The following is a 20488-nucleotide window of genomic DNA, read 5'->3' as shown; positions in this document are numbered from 1 at the left end:
TCAAGCTCCCGGTCCTGCCGACTCGATCTCGTTCAGCAGCGCTTCGAGGTCGTCGGCGCCGTACAGCTCTCCCTGAGCGCGGACGATCAACTGGGCCAGGCTCTCCACCGTCGGCGAGCCGAAGACGTCCCGCAGCGACAGCTCGATGCCGAACGTGTCACGGATGCGCGAGGCGAGCTGGGTGGCCAGCAGTGAGAAGCCGCTCAGCTCGAAGAACGTGTCGTGGACGCCGACCCGCTCCACGCTGAGCAGCTCCTCGAAGATCGCGACGAGACGGTGTTCGATCGGCGTGCTCGGCGGCGCATAGTCGTCGACCGGGTCGCCGTCGTCGTCGGGGACGGGGAGAGCGTCGAGGTCGTAGTCGCCGTCGCGGGTGCGGGGCAGCTCATCCAGGATGAACAGGTGCTCGGGCATCAAGGCGTCGGACAGCACCGTGAGGAGGTACTGCCGGATCTTGACGGTGCCGAGCGCCGGGTCGGGGCCGGTGAGGTAGCAGACCAGCACGATCCTGCCGTCCGCCGCGACATGCTCGGTCACCAGCGCGTCCCGGATGTCCGGGCCGTCGCGCAGCGCGGCCAGCGTCTCGACGGGATCGGCGTCCGCCCGGCCGACGAACTCCAGCGTGCCGTCGATCCAGCGGCGGGCCAGGTCGCCGAAGTGCTGGGAGCCGGAGCAGAGCTCGGCCACCTCGCCCACGGCGGCGAGCTGATCGCCGGCGTGGCGCAGCTCGGCCCGGTCGTCGGCCGGACCGCCGCTCAGCGGCACCCGCACGCCTGCGTTCTGCGGCTGCCAGTCGGCCGGGACCGGATAGACGGCGACCGGCCGCCCGTCGCGGCCCACCCGGTAGACGCCGACACCCCGGCATCCGGGCGACAGGCGGCGCAGCGCCACCAGGTCGTGGGAGATCAGGTCGCCGGAGTTCTCCACGAACGCGTGGCGGAGCGCCGGGAGCGTCTCGCGGGCAGCGTCCAGACCGCGCAGGATCGCCGGGGTCAGGTAGGCGACCGTGACCGCGTGTTCCCTCAGCAGGGACAGGTCGCCGCGCTCCGGCAGCAGCAGCGCCGCCCCGGCGCCGAACGCGCTGGACATCGCCGACACCAGGTGACCGGGCAGGGCCGACAACACCGCGAACCGGTCATCCTCCTCCAGCCCGAACCTCCGCACCGCCCAGTCAGCCTCCGGCCGTGCGTCCGGCGGCTCCTGATCCGGCCCCTCTCCGTCTCCGGTCACCCTCTCGCCGTCGTTGTCGGATATTTCGGCGAAGATCGGGCTCAGATCGACATCCGCCTCGCTCCCCGGGAGCACGTCCACCACCGTGGAAACCCCGAGATACCGTGCCGCGACCGGCCCCGCCTCCTCGATCACGGAGAAGGTCACGCCTGCCTTCCCGCATCCGAGGACCGCCGCCACGAAGGCCGCCGAGGCCCGCCGTACCACCCCGAAGTGCTCCATCTGCGACGCCGCACGCTCCGACACCACGCGAGCCACCCGATCGGCCGCGCGGCTGATCCACCGGTAGCTCCGCTCGCCGTCCCGGTCGATCACCGCGACCCGATCCCGCCCCTGCGCGAACCAGTCCACCGCCAGATGCGGCGCCACGGCAGGCCAGTCACCGGCGGCCGTCTTCCCGGCCGCGTCCGGCGGGTAGTCCAGCAACCCCCGGCCGGGATCCTCCACCACGGCGTGCAGGAACACCCGCAGATGCTCCATCAACACCCGCATCATCGCCGACCGGTACCGCTCGGCGTTGAACTCGAGGTGGATCTGCAGCGCCTCCCCGACCTCCTGCGCGCTGATCATGAGATCGAACTTGCTGTCCAGCGCGGGCATCTCCATCGGCTCGACCGCGACGCCGGTGATCTCCTCCGCCACCGGACTCCCGATCACGTTGAGCAGCACCTGGAACAGCGGCGTCCGGCCCGGGTCCCGTGGCACCCGCAGCTCCTTCACCAGCACGTCGAACGGCGCGTCGGAGTGCGCGTACCCGTCCAGCGCGACCTGGCGCACCCGGGTCAGCAGGTCCGCGAACGTCGGCTCGCCCGACAGGTCCACCCGGAACGGCAGCGTGTTGACGAAGAACCCGATCAACCGATCGGTGCCCTCGTCCGTACGCCCGGCGACCGGCACGCCGATCACCACGTCCCGCTGCCCGGACCAGCGGCCCAGCGTGGTGGCCAGGCTCGCCAGCAGCACCATGAACGGCGTCACACCGTGCTTGCGGCACAACTCGTGCAGCTCACCGGTCTCCTGCGGCGACAGATCGAACCGCAGCCGCTCACCCCGCGCTCCCCTGGCCGGCGAGAACCGCCGCGCCAGCGGCAACGCCAGCGGCGGTGGCGCGTCGGCCAGATGCTCGCGCCAGTAGCCCACCTCCCGCTGGAGCGCCTCGCCCGCCAGCGCCGCCCGCTGCCACACCGCGTAGTCCCGGTACTGGATCGGCAGCTCGGCCAGCTCCGCCCGCTCCACGTCGCCGCCGGCCTCGTACAACGCCGACAACTCACGCACGAACAGCCCGACCGACCAGGCGTCGGAGACGATGTGGTGCATCGTGACGGCCAGCACGTGCTCGGTGTCGCTCAGCCTGACCAGCAGGCACCGGAACAACGGCCCCCGCGCCAGATCGAACGGAGTGGTCGCCTGCTCGTCCGCCAGCCGGCGCGCCTCGTCGAGATCGGCGCCCTCGACGACCTCCAGCCTCCAGTCGGCGCCGAGATCGTCCACCACCTGGACCGGCCGCCCGTCCACCGTCGGAAAGCGGGTACGCAGCGTCTCGTGCCGGACCAGGATCGCGCGGATGCTCGCCTCCATCGCCGCCACGTCGAGCGGCCCCACCAGCCGCCGCCGCCCGTGCACGTTGTAGGCGGTACCGGGCCGGAGCTGGTTCTCCAGCCACAACCGCTCCTGGTCGAACGACAACACCGGCTCGGCCTCGGCCGTACGCGGCTCGACGGCGGAACCCTCCGACGACGAGCGCGCGGCCACCACCGCTGCCAGCCCGGCCACGGTGGGGGCGGCGAAGAACTCCTTCACCGAGACCCGCACACCCAGGATCTTCCTGATCCGCGCCACCACCTTGGGCGCCAGCAGCGAGTGCCCGCCCAGCTCGAAGAAGTCGTCGAACACGCTCAGGTGCGGAGAGCCGAGGATGTCGCGCCAGATGTCCGCGACAACCTCCTCATAGGGGGTACGCGGGGCCATGCGCCGGCTCGGAGCCCAGGAAGGGTGTGCCATAGTCGAACCGTACGTGTCGCCCCCGGGCGTCCGGATGTCACACAAAAGGGGGATCGCAGCAGCCCGGCCCGTCCGTGCGCTACCCCCGGATCACGTGCTCCGGGCCGGGCAGCGCCGCCGACTCGGGGTTGCGCAGATATCCCATGACGAGATCGGCCAACCCGGCCCGCCGCGCCTGCCCGCGCGGGTCGGGGGTGGGCTCGCCCCTGACGAGGAGCTCGGCCTGCCTCCCGGCCCGGCTCGCGCTCACGACCGCGGCCGCCATCGGCCCGGCCGGCTCGGTGGACCCGGTGAGGACGTAATGGCCGGCCAGTAACTCCTCGATGTCGCCGCTCACCTGCACCTGACCGTCGTTCAACATGACCAGCCAGTCACAGGTCTCCTCGATGTCGGCGACCACGTGCGAGGACAGCAGCACGGTCAGTTCCCGCTCGGCCACCTCCGCCATGATCGAGCGCATCACATCGTGCCTGGCCAGGGGGTCGAGGTTGGCCAGCGGCTCGTCCAGCACGAGAAGGTCGGGCCGCCGGGCCATCGCCAGCGTGATCGCCACCTGCGCCCGCTGCCCGCCCGACAGGACGCCCACCTTCCGATCCAGAGGCACACCCAGCCGGCCGAGCCGGTCACGGGCGGCGCCGTCGTCGAAGCGGGAGTTCACCCGGCGGCCGAAGGCGAGCATCTCGGCGGCGGTGAACCTCTCGGTCAGCGGCCTGTCCTGGGCCACGAACGCCACCTCGCCGTGCACCACGACGCTGCCGCAGGTGGGCTTGAGCATGCCGACGGCGGCGTGCATGAGCGTGGTCTTGCCCGCGCCGTTCGGTCCTACGAGCGCGGCCACGCGCCCGGCCGGGATGGACAACGAGCAGTCACGCAACGCCCAGGAGCGGCGGTACCGCACACCCAGCCCGTTCGTCTCCAGCGCCGGCCTCACGCCGCCCCTTCCTTCGCGCCCTTCCCGGGGCCGCCCTTCTGGGAGTCCGCGAGGACAACGGTGACCAGCGCCCTCAGGTCCTCCTGGTCGAGCCCGGCCTCGCGCGCCTCGCGTACCCACCTCTCCAGGTCGCGCCGCAATCGGGTGTGCGCGACGAGCGTCGCGCCCGTGACGCTCTGCAGCACGAATGTCCCCATGCCCGGCCGCCCTTCGACCAGCCCGTCCCGCTCCAGCTCGCGGTAGGCCTTGAGCACGGTGTTGGGGTTGATGGCCAGGCTCTCGACCACCTCGCGGGCGGTGGGCAGCTGGTCGCCCGGCCGCAGCGTGCCGAGCCTGAGAGCCTGCTTGACCTGGTGGACGAGCTGGAGGTAGGTCGACACTCCCGAGCCGCGGTCGAGATGGAACTCGATCACCGCAACACCCTTTCTCTATTCGATTAGTGAAAGAGTGTTGCAGGGGATCACCTGTTGTCAACTCCGAGCCGCGTCATGGGGTGAAGCGGTAGCCCATGCCCGGCTCGGTGATCAGGTGGACCGGGTGGGCCGGGTCGCGTTCGAACTTCTTGCGCAACTGGGCCATGTACTGGCGCAGGTAGTGGGTCTCCTTGACGTGCTTGCTGCCCCACACCTCCGTCAGCAGGTAGCGCTGGGGGATGAGCTTGCCGGGGTTGCGCAGCAGGATCTCCAGGATGTGCCATTCGGTGGGGGTGAGCCGCTGGCCACCCGAGATGGTCTTGCCGACGAGGTCGACCGTGTGGTCGCCGATCTGGATGCTGGCCAGCTCGGCCTCGTGGATGGCGGCGCGGCGGGAGACGGCTCGGATGCGGGCCAGGAACTCCTCGATGCTGAACGGTTTCGTCACGTAGTCGTCGGCGCCGGCGTCCAGAGCGTCGATCTTGTCCCGGTTCCCGGCCCGGCCGGACAGCACCACGATCGGGATCCGGGTCCAGCCGCGCAGGCCGTGGATGACGTCGACGCCGTCGATGTCGGGCAGGCCGAGGTCGAGCACGACGAGGTCGGGATGCCATTCGGCGGCTTCGCGCAGCGCGGCGGAGCCGTTCTCGGCGACGGCGACCTCGTACTGGCGGGCGGCCAGGTTGATGCGCAGGGCCCGCAGGATCTGCGGTTCGTCGTCGACGACGAGGATCTTGGTCATGCTGTCACCGCCTGGGATGAGATGGGCATCTGGACGGTCATGGTGAGACCTCCCCCTGGTGTCTCCTCCGGTATGAGCGTGCCGCCCATGGCCTCGGTCAGGCCGCGGGAGAGCGCGAGCCCGAGGCCGACGCCCGTGCCGTTGTCGCGGTCGCCGAGCCGCTGGAACGGCTGGAAGACCCGGTCGCGGGCCTCGGGCGGGATGCCGGGGCCGCGGTCGATGACGCGGATCTCCACCTGCTCGTCGTGCCAGCTGGCGGTGATGAGCACCTTCCGGCCGGCGGGGCTGTAGCGGACGGCGTTGGTCATCAGGTTGACCAGGACGCGCTCCAGCAGGGCGGGGTCGGCGACGATCTCGGGGAGTTCGATGGAGATGTCGCCCTCGACGCGGTCGCGCAGCGATCCGAGGTCGTCGATAGCGCGGGGCACGACCTCTTCCAGGGCGACGGGCTGGAGCGACAGGCCGAGCACTCCGGCCTGCAGGCGGCTCATGTCGAGCAGGTTCTCCACCAGCCGGTCGAGGCGGCCCAGCGATTCATGGGCGGTGTCGAGCAGTTCGTCGCGGTCCTGGGGAGACCAGTCGATGTCGGCGCTGCGCAGACTGTCGACGGAGGCCTTGGCGGCGGCCAGCGGGGTGCGCAGGTCGTGGCTGACGGCGGCCAGCAGGGCGGTGCGCATCTTGTCGGCCTCGGCCAGCGGCTTGGCCTGCCCGGCCTCCTCCTCCAGGCGTTCCTGCCGCAGCGCGACGGCGGCTTCGGCGGCGAACGCCTCCAGCACCCGCCGGTCGCTGGCGTCCAGCAGCCGGCCGCGGGCGGCGAGCACGAGCCGGTCGTTGATCTGCACGTCGGTGTCGGCCGCGCCGGGGTTGGTGCACGGGGTCTGGCCGGTGGTGGCGATGATGCGCCAGGCGGCGGGCTCGGACTGGTCGTCCGGGGTGGGCTCGCCGAGGCGTTCGAGCAGGGTGACCGAGTCCAGCCCGAACGTCTCGCGCAGGCGGCCGAGCAGCGACGGCAGCGCCGCCTCACCGCGCAGCACGTGCCCGGCCAGCGTGGACAGCGCCTCGGCGTCCGCGCTCGCGCGGGCGGCCTGTCTGGTACGGCGCGCGGCGAGGTCCACGATCGAGCTGACCGCCGCCGCGACCAGCACGAACACGACCAGCGCGAACAGGTTCTCCGGATCGTTGATGGTGAACTCGCCGAGCGGCGGCGTGAAGTACCAGTTGAGCAGCAGCGATCCGCCGACGGCCGCGGTGACGGCCGGCCACATGCCACCGGCCAGCGCGACCCCGACGGTCAGGCAGAGGAAGAACAGGATCTCGCTGGGCAGCGACAGCACGTCCCTGAACGGCGCGAGCATGGCCGTGAGCAGCGGCATCCCGGCCACCGCCAGCGCCCAGCCGGTCAGGCGGCGCTTCCTGGTCAACGCGGCCCGCGAGCGTTCGGGACGCCTGCGCCCCTGCTTGACCTCCTCGTGGGTGATCATGTGGACGTCGATGGAGCCGGACAGGGCCGTGGTCTCCACGCCGACGCCCCGGGAGAAGATCTGGGCGAAGCGGCCTCTCCGCGACGCTCCGAGGACGAGCTGGGTGGCGTTGACGCCGCGGGCGAAGTCGAGCAGCGCCTGGGGGATGTCGTCGCCGACGACCTGGTGGTAGGTGCCGCCCATGCTCTCGACCAGCGTGCGCTGGCGGGCCAGGTTGGCCGGGTCGCCGCCGGCCAGTCCGTCGGCGCTGGTGACGTGGACGGCCAGCAGGTCGGCGCCCTTGGTGCGGGCGGCGACGCGGGCCGCCCGGCGTACCAGCGTGTCGCCTTCCGGGCCGCCGGTCAGTGCGACCACGACGCGTTCCCGGGTGTCCCAGGTGGTGGCGATGCCGTGCTCGGCGCGGTAGCGGTCGAGCTGGTCGTCGACCTTTCCCGCGACCCAGAGAAGGGCGAGCTCACGGAGGGCCGTGAGGTTGCCGACGCGGAAGTAGTTCGACAGGGCGGCGTCGACCTTCTCGGGCATGTACACGTTGCCGTGGGCCATGCGGCGGCGCAGCGCCTCCGGCGACATGTCGACCAGCTCGACCTGGTCGGCGCGGCGCACCACCTCGTCGGGGACGGTCTCGCGCTGCGGGATTCCGGTGATCTCCTGGACGACGTCGTTGACGGACTCCAGGTGCTGGATGTTCACCGTCGAGATGACGTCGATCCCGGCGTCCAGGATGTCGTCGATGTCCTGCCAGCGCTTGACGTTCCTGGAGCCGGGCACGTTGGTGTGGGCCAGCTCGTCGATCAGCGCGATCTTCGGCTTGCGCTCGATGACGGCGTCCACGTCCAGCTCGGTGAAGGTGGCCCCGCGATAGACCAGCGTCCCGCGCGGGATCACCTCCATGCCCTCCAGGAGGGCCGCGGTGCGGGCGCGGCCGTGGGTCTCGACGAAGCCCACGACCACGTCCCGGCCGCGCTCCATACCGCGACGGCCCTCGCTGAGCATCGCGTACGTCTTGCCGACCCCGGGCGCCGCCCCGAGGTAGACCCGCAGGCGGCCCCGGCTCATGACCGATCCAGCGCCAGGTTGAGTTCGAGGACGTTGACGGCGGGTTCGCCCATGAAGCCGAGCACCCGGCCGGTCGTGTTCTCGTCGATCAGCGCCTTGACCCTGTCCAGGGCCAGGCCGCGTTTCCTGGCCACCCGGGGAGCTTGGAGCTCGGCGTAGGCGACGGAGATGTGCGGGTCCAGGCCCGATCCGCTCGCGGTCACCGCGTCCGCGGGCACCGGCACCCGGCTCACCTCGCCGCGCACGGGTATGGTCCGGCCGGCGGCGTAGTCCTCGCCCGGCTTGGCGCACTCCACCTTCAGCCCCTGGTAGGTGGCGACGAAGGGGGCGGCCGGGCAGGCCTGGTTGACGCTGACCGCCCGGTCGGGGAAGACCTTCAGCACCGCGCCGACCCCGTCGGCGGTGCAGTACGGGCGGGCGCCGCTGACGCCCTCCAGCTCGCCGACCGCCTTGGACCGGGCGCACACCCGGGTCAGCAGCGACTGCCTGCCCTCGGCGCCCGGCACCGGCAGCACGTCGACGACGTCCTCGGGACCGAGGTTGCTGGCCCCGGTCGAGGTCGGGTCGTAGCCGTCGCCGGCGGCCGACGGGCGGGACTGGAAGTACTTCTTGACCGGATTGCCGTCGGCGTCGGTGAAGGATTGACCGATGATCGCGCTGCCCACGTCCTTGCCGCCGGCCCGCACGATCGAGCCGTTGGCCTTGCCGTTGAACAGCGCCTGCGCGATCCCGGTCGTGGCCAGCGGATAGATCAGGCCGAGCAGCACGGTCAGGACGGCCACGGCCCTGATCGCGGCCAGATGCCGGCGCAGCCAGCTGGGTAGACGGTCCATTACGACATCCCCGGAAGAAACTGGATGAACAGGTCGATGATCTTGATGCCGACGAACGGCGCGACGATGCCGCCCAGGCCGTAGACGTACAGGTTGCGGGAGAGCAGCTTGGAGGCGCTGGAGGGCCGGTACCGGACGCCGCGCAGCGCCAGCGGGATCAGCGCGATGATGACCAGGGCGTTGAACACGACCGCGGACAGGATCGCCGACTGCGGGCTGGCCAGGCGCATGACGTTCAGGGCGTCCAGGCCCGGGTAGACCGCCGCGAACATGGCCGGGATGATCGCGAAGTACTTCGCGATGTCGTTGGCGATGGAGAACGTGGTCAGCGCGCCGCGGGTGATGAGCAGCTGCTTGCCGATCTCGACGATCTCGATCAGCTTGGTCGGGTTGGAGTCGAGGTCGACCATGTTCCCGGCCTCCTTGGCGGCCGAGGTGCCGGTGTTCATCGCCACGCCGACGTCCGACTGGGCCAGGGCGGGGGCGTCGTTGGTGCCGTCGCCGGTCATCGCGACCAGGCGGCCGCCCTGCTGCTCCTTCCTGATCAGGGCGAGCTTGTCCTCGGGGGTGGCCTCGGCCAGGAAGTCGTCCACGCCGGCCTCGTCCGCGATGGCCTTGGCGGTCAGCGGGTTGTCACCGGTGATCATGACGGTGCGGATGCCCATGCGGCGCATCTCGTCGAAGCGTTCGCGCATGCCCTGCTTGACCACGTCCTTGAGGTGGATGACCCCGAGCACGCGGCCCTTCTCCGCGACGACCAGCGGAGTCCCGCCGGAGCCGGAGATGCCGTCCACGATGTGCCCGACCTCGTCGGTGGGGTGGCCGCCCCGGTCGCGGACCCACTTCATCACCGCGGTCGCCGCGCCCTTGCGGACCTGCCGATCGCCCAGGTTGACCCCGGACATTCGGGTCTGGGCGGTGAACTGCACCCACTCGGCGCCGTGGATCTCCCGCTCGCGCAGGCCGTAGCGCTGCTTGGCGAAGACCACGATCGAGCGGCCCTCGGGGGTCTCGTCGGCCAGGCTGGACAGCTGCGCCGCCTCCGCGAGCTCGGCCTCGGTGACGCCGTTCACGGGGACGAACTCCGACGCCTGCCGGTTGCCCAGGGTGATCGTGCCGGTCTTGTCCAGCAGCAGCGTGGACACGTCCCCGGCGGCCTCGACCGCGCGGCCGGACATGGCCAGGACGTTGCGCTGGACGAGGCGGTCCATGCCCGCGATGCCGATCGCGGACAGCAGCGCGCCGATCGTGGTCGGGATCAGGCAGACCAGCAGCGAGACCAGCACCACGCCGGTGACGCCGTCGGCGTTCAGCGCGAGCGAGTCCGGCACGCCGGGGTTGGTGAGCTTGGAGTAGATGGCCAGCGGCTGCATGGTGACGGTGGCCACCAGGAAGATGACCGTCAGCGCGGCGAGCAGGATGTTGAGGGCGATCTCGTTCGGCGTCTTCTGCCGGTTCGCCCCCTCGACCAGGGCGATCATGCGGTCGATGAAGCTCTCGCCGGGCTTCTGGGTGATCCGGACGACGATCCGGTCGGACAGCACCTTGGTGCCGCCGGTGACCGCCGAGCGGTCGCCGCCGGACTCGCGGATCACCGGGGCGGACTCGCCGGTGATGGCCGACTCGTCCACCGACGCGATGCCCTCGACCACGTCGCCGTCGCCGGGGATGGTCTCCCCGGCCTCGACGATCACGAAGTCGCCCTGCCGCAGCTCGGGCGCGCCGACCACGTCCCAGTCCGTGGACGTGCGGCTCTTGAGGCGGCGGGCCCGGGTGTCGGTCTTGGCCTTGCGCAACGTGGCCGCCTGCGCCTTGCCGCGCCCCTCGGCGACGGCCTCGGCCAGGTTGGCGAAGACGGCGGTCAGCCAGAGCCAGACCACGATGGCCCAGGCGAAGAACGACGGGTCGAGGATCGCCAGCACGGTGGTGAACGCGGCGCCGACCTCGACGATGAGCATCACCGGGTTGCGCCACAGCGTGGCCGGGTTGAGCTTCTTCAGCGCGTCCGGCAGCGACCTCAGCAGCTGCTTCGGATCGAGCAGACCGCCGCCCACGCGGCCGTTCCGCTCCGCTGTCTTGAGCGCGGGGGATGACATGTCAGGACAGTCCTTCTGCGATGGGGCCGAGCGCGAGCGCCGGGAGGAAGGTGAGGGCGACCAGGATGATCGTCACGCCGACGACCATGCCGACGAACTGCGGCCGGTGCGTCGGCAGCGTGCCGGCGCTCTCGGGGACCGGCGACTGCGCGGCCAGCGATCCGGCCAGCGCCAGCACCAGGATGATCGGCAGGAACCGGCCGAACGCCATGCACAGGCCGAGCGCCACGTCGTACCAGGGTGTGTTGACGGTGATCCCGGCGAAGGCGGAGCCGTTGTTGTTGGAGGCGCTGGTGAACGCGTACAGCACTTCGGACAGGCCGTGCGGGCCCGCGTTCAGCATGCTCGCCCGCTGCTGCGCCGAGCCCATCGCGAACGCCGTGCCGACCAGCACCAGCACCGGCGTGACCAGGAAGTACAGGGAGGCCAGCTTGATCTCGCGCGAGCTGATCTTCTTGCCCAGGTATTCGGGGGTGCGGCCGACCATCAGGCCCGCCACGAACACCGTGATCACGGCCAGGATCAGCATGCCGTACAGGCCGGACCCGACCCCGCCGGGCGCGACCTCGCCCAGCATCATGTTGAACAGCGTCATCATGCCGCCGAACGGCGTGTAGGAGTCGTGGAAGGAATTGACCGCGCCGGTCGACGTCAGGGTGGTGGCGGCGGCGAAGGTGGCTGAGTTCGAGACGCCGAAGCGGGCTTCCTTGCCCTCCATGGCCGCCCCGACCGCCTGCGGCACCGTCGCGTGTCCGCCCAGCTCGAAGACGTTGGTGAGCAGCACGCTGGCCAGCGCGATCACGCTCATCACGGCGAGGATCGCGTACCCCTGCCTGACCTGCCCGACCATCTTGCCGAAGGTGCGCGTCAGCGTGAACGGGATCACCAGGATCAGGAAGATCTCCAGCCAGTTCGTCCAGGTGGTGGCGTTCTCGAACGGGTGGGCCGAGTTGGCGTTGTAGAAGCCGCCGCCGTTGGTGCCCAGCTCCTTGATGACCTCCTGCGAGGCCACCGGGCCGCCGGTGATCGGCTGGGTGCCGCCGGTCAGCGTGGTGATCTCGTGCGGGCCGGAGAAGTTCTGGATCAGCCCGCCGGCCACCAGCACCAGAGCGCCGACGAAGGCGATCGGCAGCAGGATCCGGAGCGAACCGCGGACCAGGTCCACCCAGAAGTTGCCGATCGTGTCGGAGGTGCGCCGGGCGAACCCGCGCACCAGGGCGATGGCCACGGCCATGCCCACCGACGCCGACACGAAGTTCTGCACCGCCAGCGCGGCCATCTGGGTCAGGTGGCCCATCGTGGACTCGCCGGAGTAGGCCTGCCAGTTGGTGTTGGTGACGAAGCTGATCGCCGTGTTCCAGGCGATGTGGTCGGTGACCGGCTTCATCCCGACGCTGAGCGGCAGCTTGTCCTGCAGCCGCTGGATCGCGTACACGAACAGGATCGAGATCAGCGAGAACGCCAGCAGGCTGCGGGCGTAGACACCCCAGCTCTGCTCGGCGTCCGCGCGCACCCCGAGCAGCCGGTAGATCACGCGCTCGACGGCGTTGTGCTTGGCGCTCGTGTAGACCCGGTGCATGTAGTCGCCGAACGGCTTGTGCACCAGGGCCAGAGCGGCGATCAGGGAGACGATGAAGATCATCCCTGCGACGGTCGTGCTCATCAGAAACGCTCCGGGAACAGCAGGGCCACGACCATGAAGATCACCAGACCGGCGACCACGATCAGGCCGGCGGCGTTGACGGCACTCACAGCCGCTCCACCGCCTTCACCACGAGCCCGAAGATCACGAAGATCGCGATCGTCAGGGCGACGAAGATGACGTCAGCCATCCCCACTCCTCAATCTGGACATGTTGGTTGGGCCGCGCCCATCTCGGGCGGCGCCAAGGCCAGCAAACCCCGAGATTTGGGGCGTTTTTCCTTTCTTGACGGCTTCCATACGGCCGGAGCCTGATTTTTGACGGCATCTCTACGCGCCGCTCCGAGCGCGCCTCGGAGTTCCCCGGTCGTGGCCATGCTGCGGTACCTGGTCCTCGGCGGCGGTGACGTCCCGCCGCTGACCGGCCTCGTAGGTTTCACATAGGTATTGGGGCGTTTCGCGTCTTAAATGCGTATATATGGACGTCCCTGGGAGCGCATCGGGATCAGCATGTTCTCCATGTCCATCGTGAAAACTCCCCCCGCCAAGGAGCCTGCCGATACCGGCGAACGGCATCGCCTGTCCGTCGTCGGCGGTCTGGCCGCGCTGTCCCTGGACGCGATGGCGTCGGTGGCGTACGGGCCCGAGGCGATCGTGCTGGTGCTCGCCCTCGCGGGCGGCGCCGGGCTCGGCTTCACCATCCCGGTCACGCTGACCATCGCGGGCCTGCTGGCCGTGCTCACCCTCTCCTACCGGCAGGTCATCGCCGCCTTCCCCGACGGCGGCGGCGCGTACGGGGTGGCCAGGACGTACCTCGGCCGCCGGGCATCCCTGGTGGCGGGGGCCTCCCTGGTCATCGACTACGTGCTCAACGTCGCCGTCTCGGTCGCCGCCGGGGTGGCCGCGCTCACCTCGGCCTTCCCGGAGCTGCTGCCGTACACGGTGTGGTTGTGCCTGGCCGTGCTGGCTCTTGTGACGGCGGTCAACCTGCGCGGGATCGCGCACAGCGCCCGCGCGTTCATCGCCCCGACCGTGATCTACGTGGGCGCGATCCTGCTCGTCGTCGTGGCCGGGCTCATCCGCCGCGAACCCGCCGTGGACGTCTCCCACCAGGTGAGCAGCCTGCAGACGGTCGGGGTGCTGCTGTTGCTGAAGGCGTTCGCGAACGGCTGCGCGTCGCTGACCGGCGTGGAGGCCATCGCCAACGCCGTGCCGTCCTTCAGGAAGCCCCGCGTACGGCGGGCGCAGCGGGCCGAGGTCGCCTTGGGCGCCCTGCTGGCGGTCATGTTGCTGGGCATCGCCGCGCTGATCGAGAAGTTCGCCATCGCCCCGGCGGACGGGGTGACCGTGCTCGCCCAGGTCACGCGGGCCTCGCTCGGGGACGGGCCGCTGTTCTACGTGGTGCAGTTCGCCACTGTGGTGCTGCTGGCGCTGGCCGCGAACACCTCCTTCGGCGGCCTGCCGGTGCTGGCCGAGCTGCTGGCCCGCGACAACAACCTGCCGCACTTCTTCGCCCTGCGCGCCGACCGCCAGGTGCACCGCTACGGCATCGCGTTCCTGACCGTCACCAGCGCCCTGCTGCTGATCGTGGCGGGCGGCGAGATGAATCTGCTGGTGCCGCTGTTCGCGATCGGGGTGTTCGTCGGGTTCACGCTGTCGCAGGCCGGCATGGTCCGGCACTGGGTGGGCGAGCGGCCCGCCGGGTGGCGGTGGCGGGCCGGGCTGAACGGGTTCGGCGCGCTGCTGACCTTCGTGGCCGCGATCGTGGTGACGGGCTCGAAGTTCGGTGAGGGCGGCTGGCTGATCGTGGTGGCGCTGCCGCTGATGGTGGCCGTCATGGAGTGGGTCAACCGCTCGTACGCGCGGATCGGCGGGCGGCTGGAGCTGGGCAGGACGCCGTCGCCGCCGAGGCCACGCCGTTCGCTGGTGGTGGTGCCGGTGCACGCGGTCACCCGGCTGACCCGCGACGCCCTGTCGGCGGCGCTGTCGCTGGGGGACCGGGTGGTGGCCGTCAACGTCACCCACCCCGAGGACGAGCGGCAGGCGCGGGCGTTCGTCGACGACTGGGACCGCTGGGACCCGGGCGTGGAGCTGGTGCAGCTCTTCGACGCCCGCCGGCGGCTCGACGAACCGCTGCTCACCTACCTGGCCGAGGTGCCCGAACCGCACGTGTTCGTGCTCATCGCCGAGGTCGAGCCGGAGCACGCCTGGCAGCGGATGCTGCAGAACCAGCGCGGCGCGGTGCTGGCCAGGGCGCTGCGGCGGCGTACCGACGCGGTGGTGTGCCGGATGAGGTTCCGCGTCTCATGAGGCCCACGGGGGAGTGGGCGTGGGCGGGACGGGGTCATCGGGCGCACGGTGTGACGGGGCTGGTCGCGCTCCTGGCCGGCTGTCTCGCCGGGCTGCTGGCGGCCGGGTCGCTCGTACGCGAGATCGACGCCTACCGGGCCACGCACCGGCAGGTCGTCGCGTGGATCGTCGAGGAGCGGGCCATCGTGTCGCACGTGGTCTGGGACGGCGGGCGGCAGGGCGGCTGGGCCCGCGGGCCGCTGGACCGGGTCTCGGACACGACCGCCCGGATCTGGCTGGACGCGCGTGGCCGCCTGGCGCCGCGGCCTCTCGGTGCGGTGGAGGTCGTCTTCGGCGCCTTCATCGCCGCCGTCCCCGCCGGGGCGTTGGGGTGGCTGGTCGTGGGGGCGCTGCTCCCGTGGTGGGCCGCTCGCCGGGCCGTCCTGCGGGTGGATCGGGAGTGGCGCGAGTACGGCTCGTCAGGGCCGTAGCGCCGGTTCGGTTGGGCTTGTCATGGTCGGAGCAGGGCCCGTACCCGGTCCATGGTCGCGGCGGCGCGCTCCAGATTCTCCTGGAACGTGCCGGTGGCGTGCCGGAGCTGGTCGGCGATGACCTGCTGGTCGGTGACGAGCCCGTTGTCGCCCAGGAACTCCTCGGCTCTCTTGCGCTGTTCGGCCTCGGCATGCTCCCTGGCCTGGTGGATCAGGCCGAGGATGGTCTCGGCCAGCCGCGCCGACTCCATGCGCATGGCGCGTGGGTCGAGCCGCAGGTCCGTGACGCCTGACGCGCTGCTGTACTCGACGCTCACCCAGCCGTCCCGCGATTCCGCGCGGGTCGTCGAGGCACTGTCGGGCAGGCGGCTCAGCCGGCCGAAGAAGCGGTCGGCGTCGGCCGCCGGCCGCTCGGGGGGAGCCGTCGGCCGCCTGCTCCGGCACGTACCGCTCGCCCGGCCCTTGCCCGGGACGCGGCCGGTGAGGCCGTGGGCGGTCAGGCCGCGTTCGACCCGGTTGGCCGTGCGCCAGATGAGCATGGGGCCCTGGGCGAAGGTCGCCGCCGCCAGATCGTTCAGGCCGCTGTGGTCGCCGCGGGCGGACTCATCGATGCCCACGTCCACGGTCACGACCGCGCTGAGTGCGGCGGCGCACCCGTGCAGCAACGCGTTCAGCAGTGACTCCACCGCGCGGTAGCCCTCGAAGAGCTTGATCGCATCCTGCCAGTTCGTGAGGGACGCGGTCGTGCCGTCCTGGATCCGTACCATGTCCTCGGCCCGGTGGCGCAGCTCCGCGATGGTGAACGCCTCGACCTCGAGACCCGGCGGCCAGGCCCTGGCGGTGGGCAGCTCGCCCCGCCCGCTCGAAACGCGGGCGTGCGCGTCCCCGAGCCAGTAAAGGCCGTCAAAGCTGCGCCAGTATTTACGCGGTCAGCGTCAGAATTGCGTAGCGATCGCGGATTGCGGCCGGCGCCGGCTCTAGCGTCTTCTGCGTACGACAGTTCGCTGGAAGGAAGCAGATGTCAGAGCCCCGATTGTGCGTCCCTGTCACGGTGGGAACGTGCGCCTTGACCCTTCGGTTGTTCCGCACGGCCTCGGGCAAGCGGACGGCGGTCGCGTTCTCCTCGCCGCTCAAGCTGGCCAAGGTGCTCGGAGCCGACCAGCGGTGGGTGCTGCTCACCGCCCCGGCGCTGCGTGGCATGATCGCCGACCTGGACGTCATCGGCATCGTCATCGATCCTGCGGGCACGACGACCAGGCCCACGGAGCGGGTGGCCTGATGTGCCTCCTGCAGCAGGATCAGGCGGGGCAGGAGTCCGGCTCCGGATTCCAGCAGGTCGCGGACGCCGAGGGGGCGCCGGGTGCTTCCCCTCAGGCGGCGGGCGGAGACCGTCCCCTTTGCTGAAGTGTCGGGGACCGGCCGTCAGGAGCGGCCGGTGCCGGCGGTGTCGATCGCGGCGCCTGCCTGGTCCGCCGGCGTGACCGCGACCAGCCGGGCCTGCAGGCAGCGCCGTCAAAACCGCGTCAGAGTTTTCGTGATATGCGTCCAGATTGCGTAGAAATTTGCTGACTTATCCTGCGATGCCTTTAGCGTCCAAATTGAAGCATTTCTCGCAGGAGGAACCAGATGTCAGAGCCCCGATTGCTCGTCCCCGGCCCGCGTGAGCCCGCACGCTTCGACGAAGCGGCGGAGCCCTGGTCGGCCACCACCGGTTTCCGGCCGGTCGCCGCCACCGGAGGCGTGCCGCTCATGGACATCGTCGAGCGCTTCGGCACCCCCGCGTACGTGGTGGACGAGGCCGACGTGCGCCGGCGCTGCCGGGCCTTCCGCGCCGCCCTGCCGGAGGCCGACATCCGGTACGCGGCCAAGGCGTTCCTGTGCCGGGCGATGGCCACCTGGATCCGGGAGGAGGGGCTCGGCCTGGACGTCTGCTCCGGCGGCGAGCTGGCCACCGCCCGATCCGTCGGCTTCCCCGCCGAGCGGATCGTCTTCCACGGCAACGCCAAGACCCCGCACGAGCTGGCCGAGGCGGTTCACTACGGGGTCGGTCGCATCGTCGTCGACAACCTCGCCGAGGTCGCCCGGCTCGCGATGCTGGTCCCGCACGGGCACCGGCAGAAGGTGCTGCTGCGGGTCATTCCGGACATCGAGGCGGGCGCCTGTGCGGCGATCCGCACCGGTGGCGAGGGCCAGAAGTTCGGCCTGTCCATAGCCTCCGGGGACGCCGCCGCAGCCGTCGCCAGGGTGCTGCGCCAGCCGGAGCTGCGGCTGGCGGGCCTGCACTGCCACCTGGGCTCCCAGATCCACACGACCGAGCCGTACGAGCAGGCCGCCAGGGTCATGGTCGAGCAACTGGCCGCGATCCGCGACACGTACGGGATCGTGCTGCCCGAGCTGGACCTGGGCGGCGGCATGGGCATCGCCTACCTGGAGTCGGAGCACGGCCTGACCCCCGACGAGTACGCCACGACGGTCACCAAGGCCGTGGTGGAGCGCAGCGCGGCGCTGAACCTGCCCGTACCCCGGCTGACCGTCGAGCCGGGCCGGGCGATCAGCGGCCCGGCCGGGCTCACCCTCTACCGCGTCATCGCCGTCAAACGCACCCTCACCCGCACCTTCGTGGCCGTCGACGGCGGGATGAGTGACAACCCCCGCCCGTCCCTGTACGGCGCGCGCTACACGGCCCGCCTGATCGGCCGCCGCTCGGCCATGGCCGCCCGCGAGGTCACCCTGGTCGGCCACCACTGTGAGGCGGGCGACGTCATAGCCGAAAGCGTGCCGCTGCCCTCGGACATCAGGCCCGGCGACGTCATCGCGGTCCCGGCCACGGGCGCCTACCACCACTCGATGGCCTCCACCTACAACCTCACCGGCCGCCCACCCGTCATCGCGGTCGCCGACGGCGCGGCTCGGGTGGTCGTGCGCCGGGAGGAGATCGACGACCTGCTGCGCCGGGACGTGGGACTGTGACGCGCATCCGGCCACGGCGGGGAGCCCGGAAGGGCATCCGACCAGAGGGCCTCGTGCTCCTGGCTCTCATCGCGCTCGTCGCGCTCCTCACACTGATCCGGACAGGGGCCTGACGCCGCCTGCCATGCTTCCGGTCGGCAGGTCGGGGGCGCCGCGTGTACGGCCGCGACTGTCCGCTCATATCGATCTTGCTTCACTCGATGGGTGTGCCGTTGACCACCGGCAGCGAGATCGAGGTGCCGGCCAGGTCGACGGTGACCTTGGCCCCGGTGCCGGGTTCGACGTCGGTGCCGGTTCCGGTGCCGCTCTCGTCGAGGTTGAAGTCGTCGTTGGCTCCGGTCAGGACCAGGCCCAGCCGGTGCCCGGCCCTGAACTCGTAGTCCTGCGGCAGCGTCTTCCAGGTGATCTGGTACGACTTGCCCGGCGTCAGCGGTGCCGAGCGGCTGAGCGACTTGTGGTTCTGGGCGTCCAGGATTCCGCGGGTAACCACGTTGAAGCCGGAGGTCGCCGTGTTGTCGCCGCCCCTGAGGTAGCAGCCGTCGTCATCGGCCGTGCTTTCGCCGACGCAGTCTTCGCCGCCGATGAACTTGAGGCCTTCCGCAGCCGTCGCGGAGCGTTCGCGGTAGTTGATGCGGGTGTCCTGGCCGTAGTCGACGAGCAGGACGCCCAGGTTGGCGGTCGGCTTGTCCAGCTTGAGGCGCAGGCTCGCCGTCGGCGTTCCGGACATCCTGATCGCGTTCTTCAGCGGCGGGGTCAGGTAGGCCAGCCGGTGGGGGTTGGCGGTGGCGGGGTCGGCGGCCATCGCGATCTCGGTCTGGGCGATGTCGACGTAGCCGGCGGTGCCGGTCGAGGGCGTGCGGCCCAGGGAGCCGTCCTGCCGCGGCCGCAGGGTCGTCGTCCGCGCCGTGGGTGCGGGCCAGTCGGCCTGGGTGATCCAGCGGTCCGGGCCGAGCTGCACGTCGACGCGCGGACGGCGCAGGATGTCGTTGGAGACGCCCATCAGTTCGTGGTCGAACCACTGGTTGAGGGTGGTGAGCCACACCTCGCGGCGGGCCCAGAACGGGTCGAGGTGCCCGTACTGCGTCACCCACGCCTTGCGCTGCACCGTGCGGGGCAGCTTGGTCCACCACTCGGAGAACTGGCTGCCCACCACGTTGCGGTCCTGCATGCCCATCACCGAGAAGACACTGGCGCGGACGTTGCGCACCTTGGAGATCGGGCCGGTCCGGTAGTTGCGTTCGTCCCAGTAGGCGTTGTAGTTGCCGGTCTCATCGTCGGATTCGGCGTCCATCCGCTGGCGCACCGCCTCGCACTTCTCCGCCGGATCCTTGTCGACCCGCTCGGACTGCCACCTCGCCCCGCCCTTGAACCAGGTGAGGGTGCCGTTGGCGTGCGAGTTCTCGTAGCCGCTGGTGTAGCCCGAGATGTTCACGATCGTCGCCAGCCCCTGCACGCCGGTGCCGGCGACGCCGACGCCGAGCGCTCCCTCGTACGAGTGGCCGATCATCCCGGTACGGCCGGTGGTCCAGGTGGCTCTGACCGGATCGCCCTGGTCGTCGTAGGCGGTCGCCCGGCCGTTCAGCCAGTCGACGACCGCCTTGCCGCCGAGCACGTCGGAGGCGCCGTAGGAGGTGGGGCAGCCGTCGGACAACCTGGTGCCGATCATGTCGACGGACACGAACGCGTACCCGCGCGGCACGAAGTAGTTGTCGTAATACATCGGGAACTTCGTCACGTTCCCGTCCGCGTCGTATTTCTTCTTCTCGATCTCGAAGCCGACGCCAGGGTCGTCGTAATACGGGCTTTCCTGCATGATCACCGGAACCCTGAGTCCGGAACCGGACTCCTTCGGCCGGATGATGTCCACCCGGACCAGATCCTTCTTGCCGTCGCCGTCACTGTCGACCTGCGACTGCACCCGGACGTGCTCACGGATGGCGTCCTTGTAGGAGAAGACCGGCTGGGTGAGCCCACCGGAGAGTTTGATCTTCGGCTCCGCCGTCGCGGATGCGGCGGGAGCACCGGCGACCACGAGCGGGATCGCGAGTGCGACTGCGGCGAGGAACCCTCGCCGTCGGGAGTTTGACATGTGCCTTCCTGCTGCTGTCGGTGGGATCGGCGGCGGCCGACGAAGCGCGCGGAGACGGCGGCGTAGTGCGCTGACGGGCAGCAGCGAGCTTGCCGTGATGAGAGTGCGACCGGCTTTGGCCTTGGTGCGGCGCGAGCGCATCGGGCGGAACGCCTTGCGCCACGGGTTTCAGCCTGACGGCGCCGACAAGGGGATCTGGTGCCCAGTCGGGCAGGTCGCGGTGTA

The 20488-nt window shown here is 70.7% G+C and carries 15 protein-coding genes; 4 read left to right on the top strand and 11 right to left on the bottom strand.

Annotated features, from left to right (window positions below):
* From ACWEPL_RS20680 to kdpF, 9 genes are all read right to left on the bottom strand, one after another.
* Positions 1-3231: a condensation domain-containing protein gene (locus ACWEPL_RS20680; protein WP_452437142.1), complete on the bottom strand. Its 3231-nt coding sequence runs from the start codon at positions 3229-3231 to the stop codon at positions 1-3.
* Positions 3232-3310: 79 nt separating this feature from the next.
* Positions 3311-4162: an ABC transporter ATP-binding protein gene (locus tag ACWEPL_RS20675; protein WP_452437141.1), complete on the bottom strand. Its 852-nt coding sequence runs from the start codon at positions 4160-4162 to the stop codon at positions 3311-3313.
* Positions 4159-4575, bottom strand: a complete 417-nt coding sequence (locus tag ACWEPL_RS20670; protein WP_364260734.1) for a GntR family transcriptional regulator — start codon at positions 4573-4575, stop codon at positions 4159-4161. The genes ACWEPL_RS20675 and ACWEPL_RS20670 overlap by 4 nt, the downstream gene beginning before the upstream one ends.
* Before the next feature lie 73 nt (positions 4576-4648).
* The gene (locus ACWEPL_RS20665) at positions 4649-5317 is read right to left on the bottom strand and encodes a response regulator (protein ID WP_452437140.1); all 669 of its coding nucleotides are present in this window, start codon (positions 5315-5317) and stop codon (positions 4649-4651) included.
* Positions 5314-7854: a DUF4118 domain-containing protein gene (locus tag ACWEPL_RS20660; protein WP_452437139.1), complete on the bottom strand. Its 2541-nt coding sequence runs from the start codon at positions 7852-7854 to the stop codon at positions 5314-5316. The genes ACWEPL_RS20665 and ACWEPL_RS20660 overlap by 4 nt, the downstream gene beginning before the upstream one ends.
* Positions 7851-8687 (bottom strand): potassium-transporting ATPase subunit C, encoded by an 837-nt coding sequence (locus ACWEPL_RS20655; protein ID WP_452437138.1) that lies wholly within the window; start codon positions 8685-8687, stop codon positions 7851-7853. Before ACWEPL_RS20655 ends, ACWEPL_RS20660 begins: the two co-directional genes overlap by 4 nt.
* Complete coding sequence (gene kdpB, locus ACWEPL_RS20650) at positions 8687-10783, bottom strand: potassium-transporting ATPase subunit KdpB (RefSeq protein ID WP_452437137.1); 2097 nt, start codon at positions 10781-10783, stop codon at positions 8687-8689. The genes ACWEPL_RS20655 and kdpB overlap by 1 nt, the downstream gene beginning before the upstream one ends.
* Position 10784: 1 nt before the next feature.
* A complete protein-coding gene (gene kdpA, locus ACWEPL_RS20645; RefSeq protein ID WP_452437136.1) occupies positions 10785-12446 on the bottom strand; it encodes a potassium-transporting ATPase subunit KdpA in 1662 nt (553 codons plus the stop codon).
* The gene (gene kdpF / locus ACWEPL_RS20640) at positions 12446-12535 is read right to left on the bottom strand and encodes a K(+)-transporting ATPase subunit F (RefSeq protein ID WP_350737184.1); all 90 of its coding nucleotides are present in this window, start codon (positions 12533-12535) and stop codon (positions 12446-12448) included. The genes kdpA and kdpF overlap by 1 nt, the downstream gene beginning before the upstream one ends.
* Before the next feature lie 408 nt (positions 12536-12943).
* Here kdpF and ACWEPL_RS20635 point away from each other — a divergent pair, with 408 nt between their 5' ends.
* Complete coding sequence (locus tag ACWEPL_RS20635; RefSeq protein WP_452437135.1) at positions 12944-14734, top strand: APC family permease; 1791 nt, start codon at positions 12944-12946, stop codon at positions 14732-14734.
* Positions 14731-15204, top strand: coding sequence for a hypothetical protein (locus ACWEPL_RS20630; protein ID WP_452437134.1), 474 nt, complete (start codon positions 14731-14733; stop codon positions 15202-15204). Before ACWEPL_RS20635 ends, ACWEPL_RS20630 begins: the two co-directional genes overlap by 4 nt.
* 20 nt (positions 15205-15224) lie before the next feature.
* On the opposite strand, the gene ACWEPL_RS20625 is transcribed toward ACWEPL_RS20630, so the two are convergent.
* Positions 15225-15971, bottom strand: a complete 747-nt coding sequence (locus ACWEPL_RS20625) for a YbaB/EbfC family nucleoid-associated protein (protein ID WP_452437133.1) — start codon at positions 15969-15971, stop codon at positions 15225-15227.
* A 251-nt stretch (positions 15972-16222) separates the two neighbouring features.
* Between ACWEPL_RS20625 and ACWEPL_RS20620 the strand changes: the two genes are divergently transcribed.
* Positions 16223-16483: an SAV_915 family protein gene (locus ACWEPL_RS20620; RefSeq protein ID WP_452437132.1), complete on the top strand. Its 261-nt coding sequence runs from the start codon at positions 16223-16225 to the stop codon at positions 16481-16483.
* A 347-nt stretch (positions 16484-16830) separates the two neighbouring features.
* Positions 16831-18174: a diaminopimelate decarboxylase gene (gene lysA, locus ACWEPL_RS20615; RefSeq protein ID WP_452437131.1), complete on the top strand. Its 1344-nt coding sequence runs from the start codon at positions 16831-16833 to the stop codon at positions 18172-18174.
* A 193-nt stretch (positions 18175-18367) separates the two neighbouring features.
* On the opposite strand, the gene ACWEPL_RS20610 is transcribed toward lysA, so the two are convergent.
* On the bottom strand, positions 18368-20263 hold the full coding sequence (locus tag ACWEPL_RS20610) for a CocE/NonD family hydrolase (RefSeq protein WP_452437130.1): 1896 nt from the start codon (positions 20261-20263) through the stop codon (positions 18368-18370).
* Between the last annotated feature and the right edge of the window lie 225 nt (positions 20264-20488).

It is taken from the genome of Nonomuraea sp. NPDC004186, assembly GCF_053603495.1.
The sequence above is the reverse complement of the archived record's forward strand: the minus strand, read 5'-3'. Positions and strand labels throughout refer to the sequence as shown.

Bases quoted from the DNA above. Each gene is read 5' to 3' on its own strand.
- kdpB (WP_452437137.1), bottom strand. From the start codon at position 10,783: ATGTCATCCCCCGCGCTCAAGACAGCGGAGCGGAACGGCCGCGTGGGC.
- ACWEPL_RS20655 (WP_452437138.1), bottom strand. From the start codon at position 8,687: ATGGACCGTCTACCCAGCTGGCTGCGCCGGCATCTGGCCGCGATCAGG.
- ACWEPL_RS20665 (WP_452437140.1), bottom strand. From the start codon at position 5,317: ATGACCAAGATCCTCGTCGTCGACGACGAACCGCAGATCCTGCGGGCC.
- ACWEPL_RS20610 (WP_452437130.1), bottom strand. From the start codon at position 20,263: ATGTCAAACTCCCGACGGCGAGGGTTCCTCGCCGCAGTCGCACTCGCG.
- kdpA (WP_452437136.1), bottom strand. From the start codon at position 12,446: ATGAGCACGACCGTCGCAGGGATGATCTTCATCGTCTCCCTGATCGCC.
- lysA (WP_452437131.1), top strand. From the start codon at position 16,831: ATGTCAGAGCCCCGATTGCTCGTCCCCGGCCCGCGTGAGCCCGCACGC.
- ACWEPL_RS20620 (WP_452437132.1), top strand. From the start codon at position 16,223: ATGTCAGAGCCCCGATTGTGCGTCCCTGTCACGGTGGGAACGTGCGCC.
- ACWEPL_RS20630 (WP_452437134.1), top strand. From the start codon at position 14,731: ATGAGGCCCACGGGGGAGTGGGCGTGGGCGGGACGGGGTCATCGGGCG.
- ACWEPL_RS20635 (WP_452437135.1), top strand. From the start codon at position 12,944: ATGTCCATCGTGAAAACTCCCCCCGCCAAGGAGCCTGCCGATACCGGC.
- ACWEPL_RS20680 (WP_452437142.1), bottom strand. From the start codon at position 3,231: ATGGCACACCCTTCCTGGGCTCCGAGCCGGCGCATGGCCCCGCGTACC.
- ACWEPL_RS20660 (WP_452437139.1), bottom strand. From the start codon at position 7,854: ATGAGCCGGGGCCGCCTGCGGGTCTACCTCGGGGCGGCGCCCGGGGTC.
- ACWEPL_RS20625 (WP_452437133.1), bottom strand. From the start codon at position 15,971: ATGGTACGGATCCAGGACGGCACGACCGCGTCCCTCACGAACTGGCAG.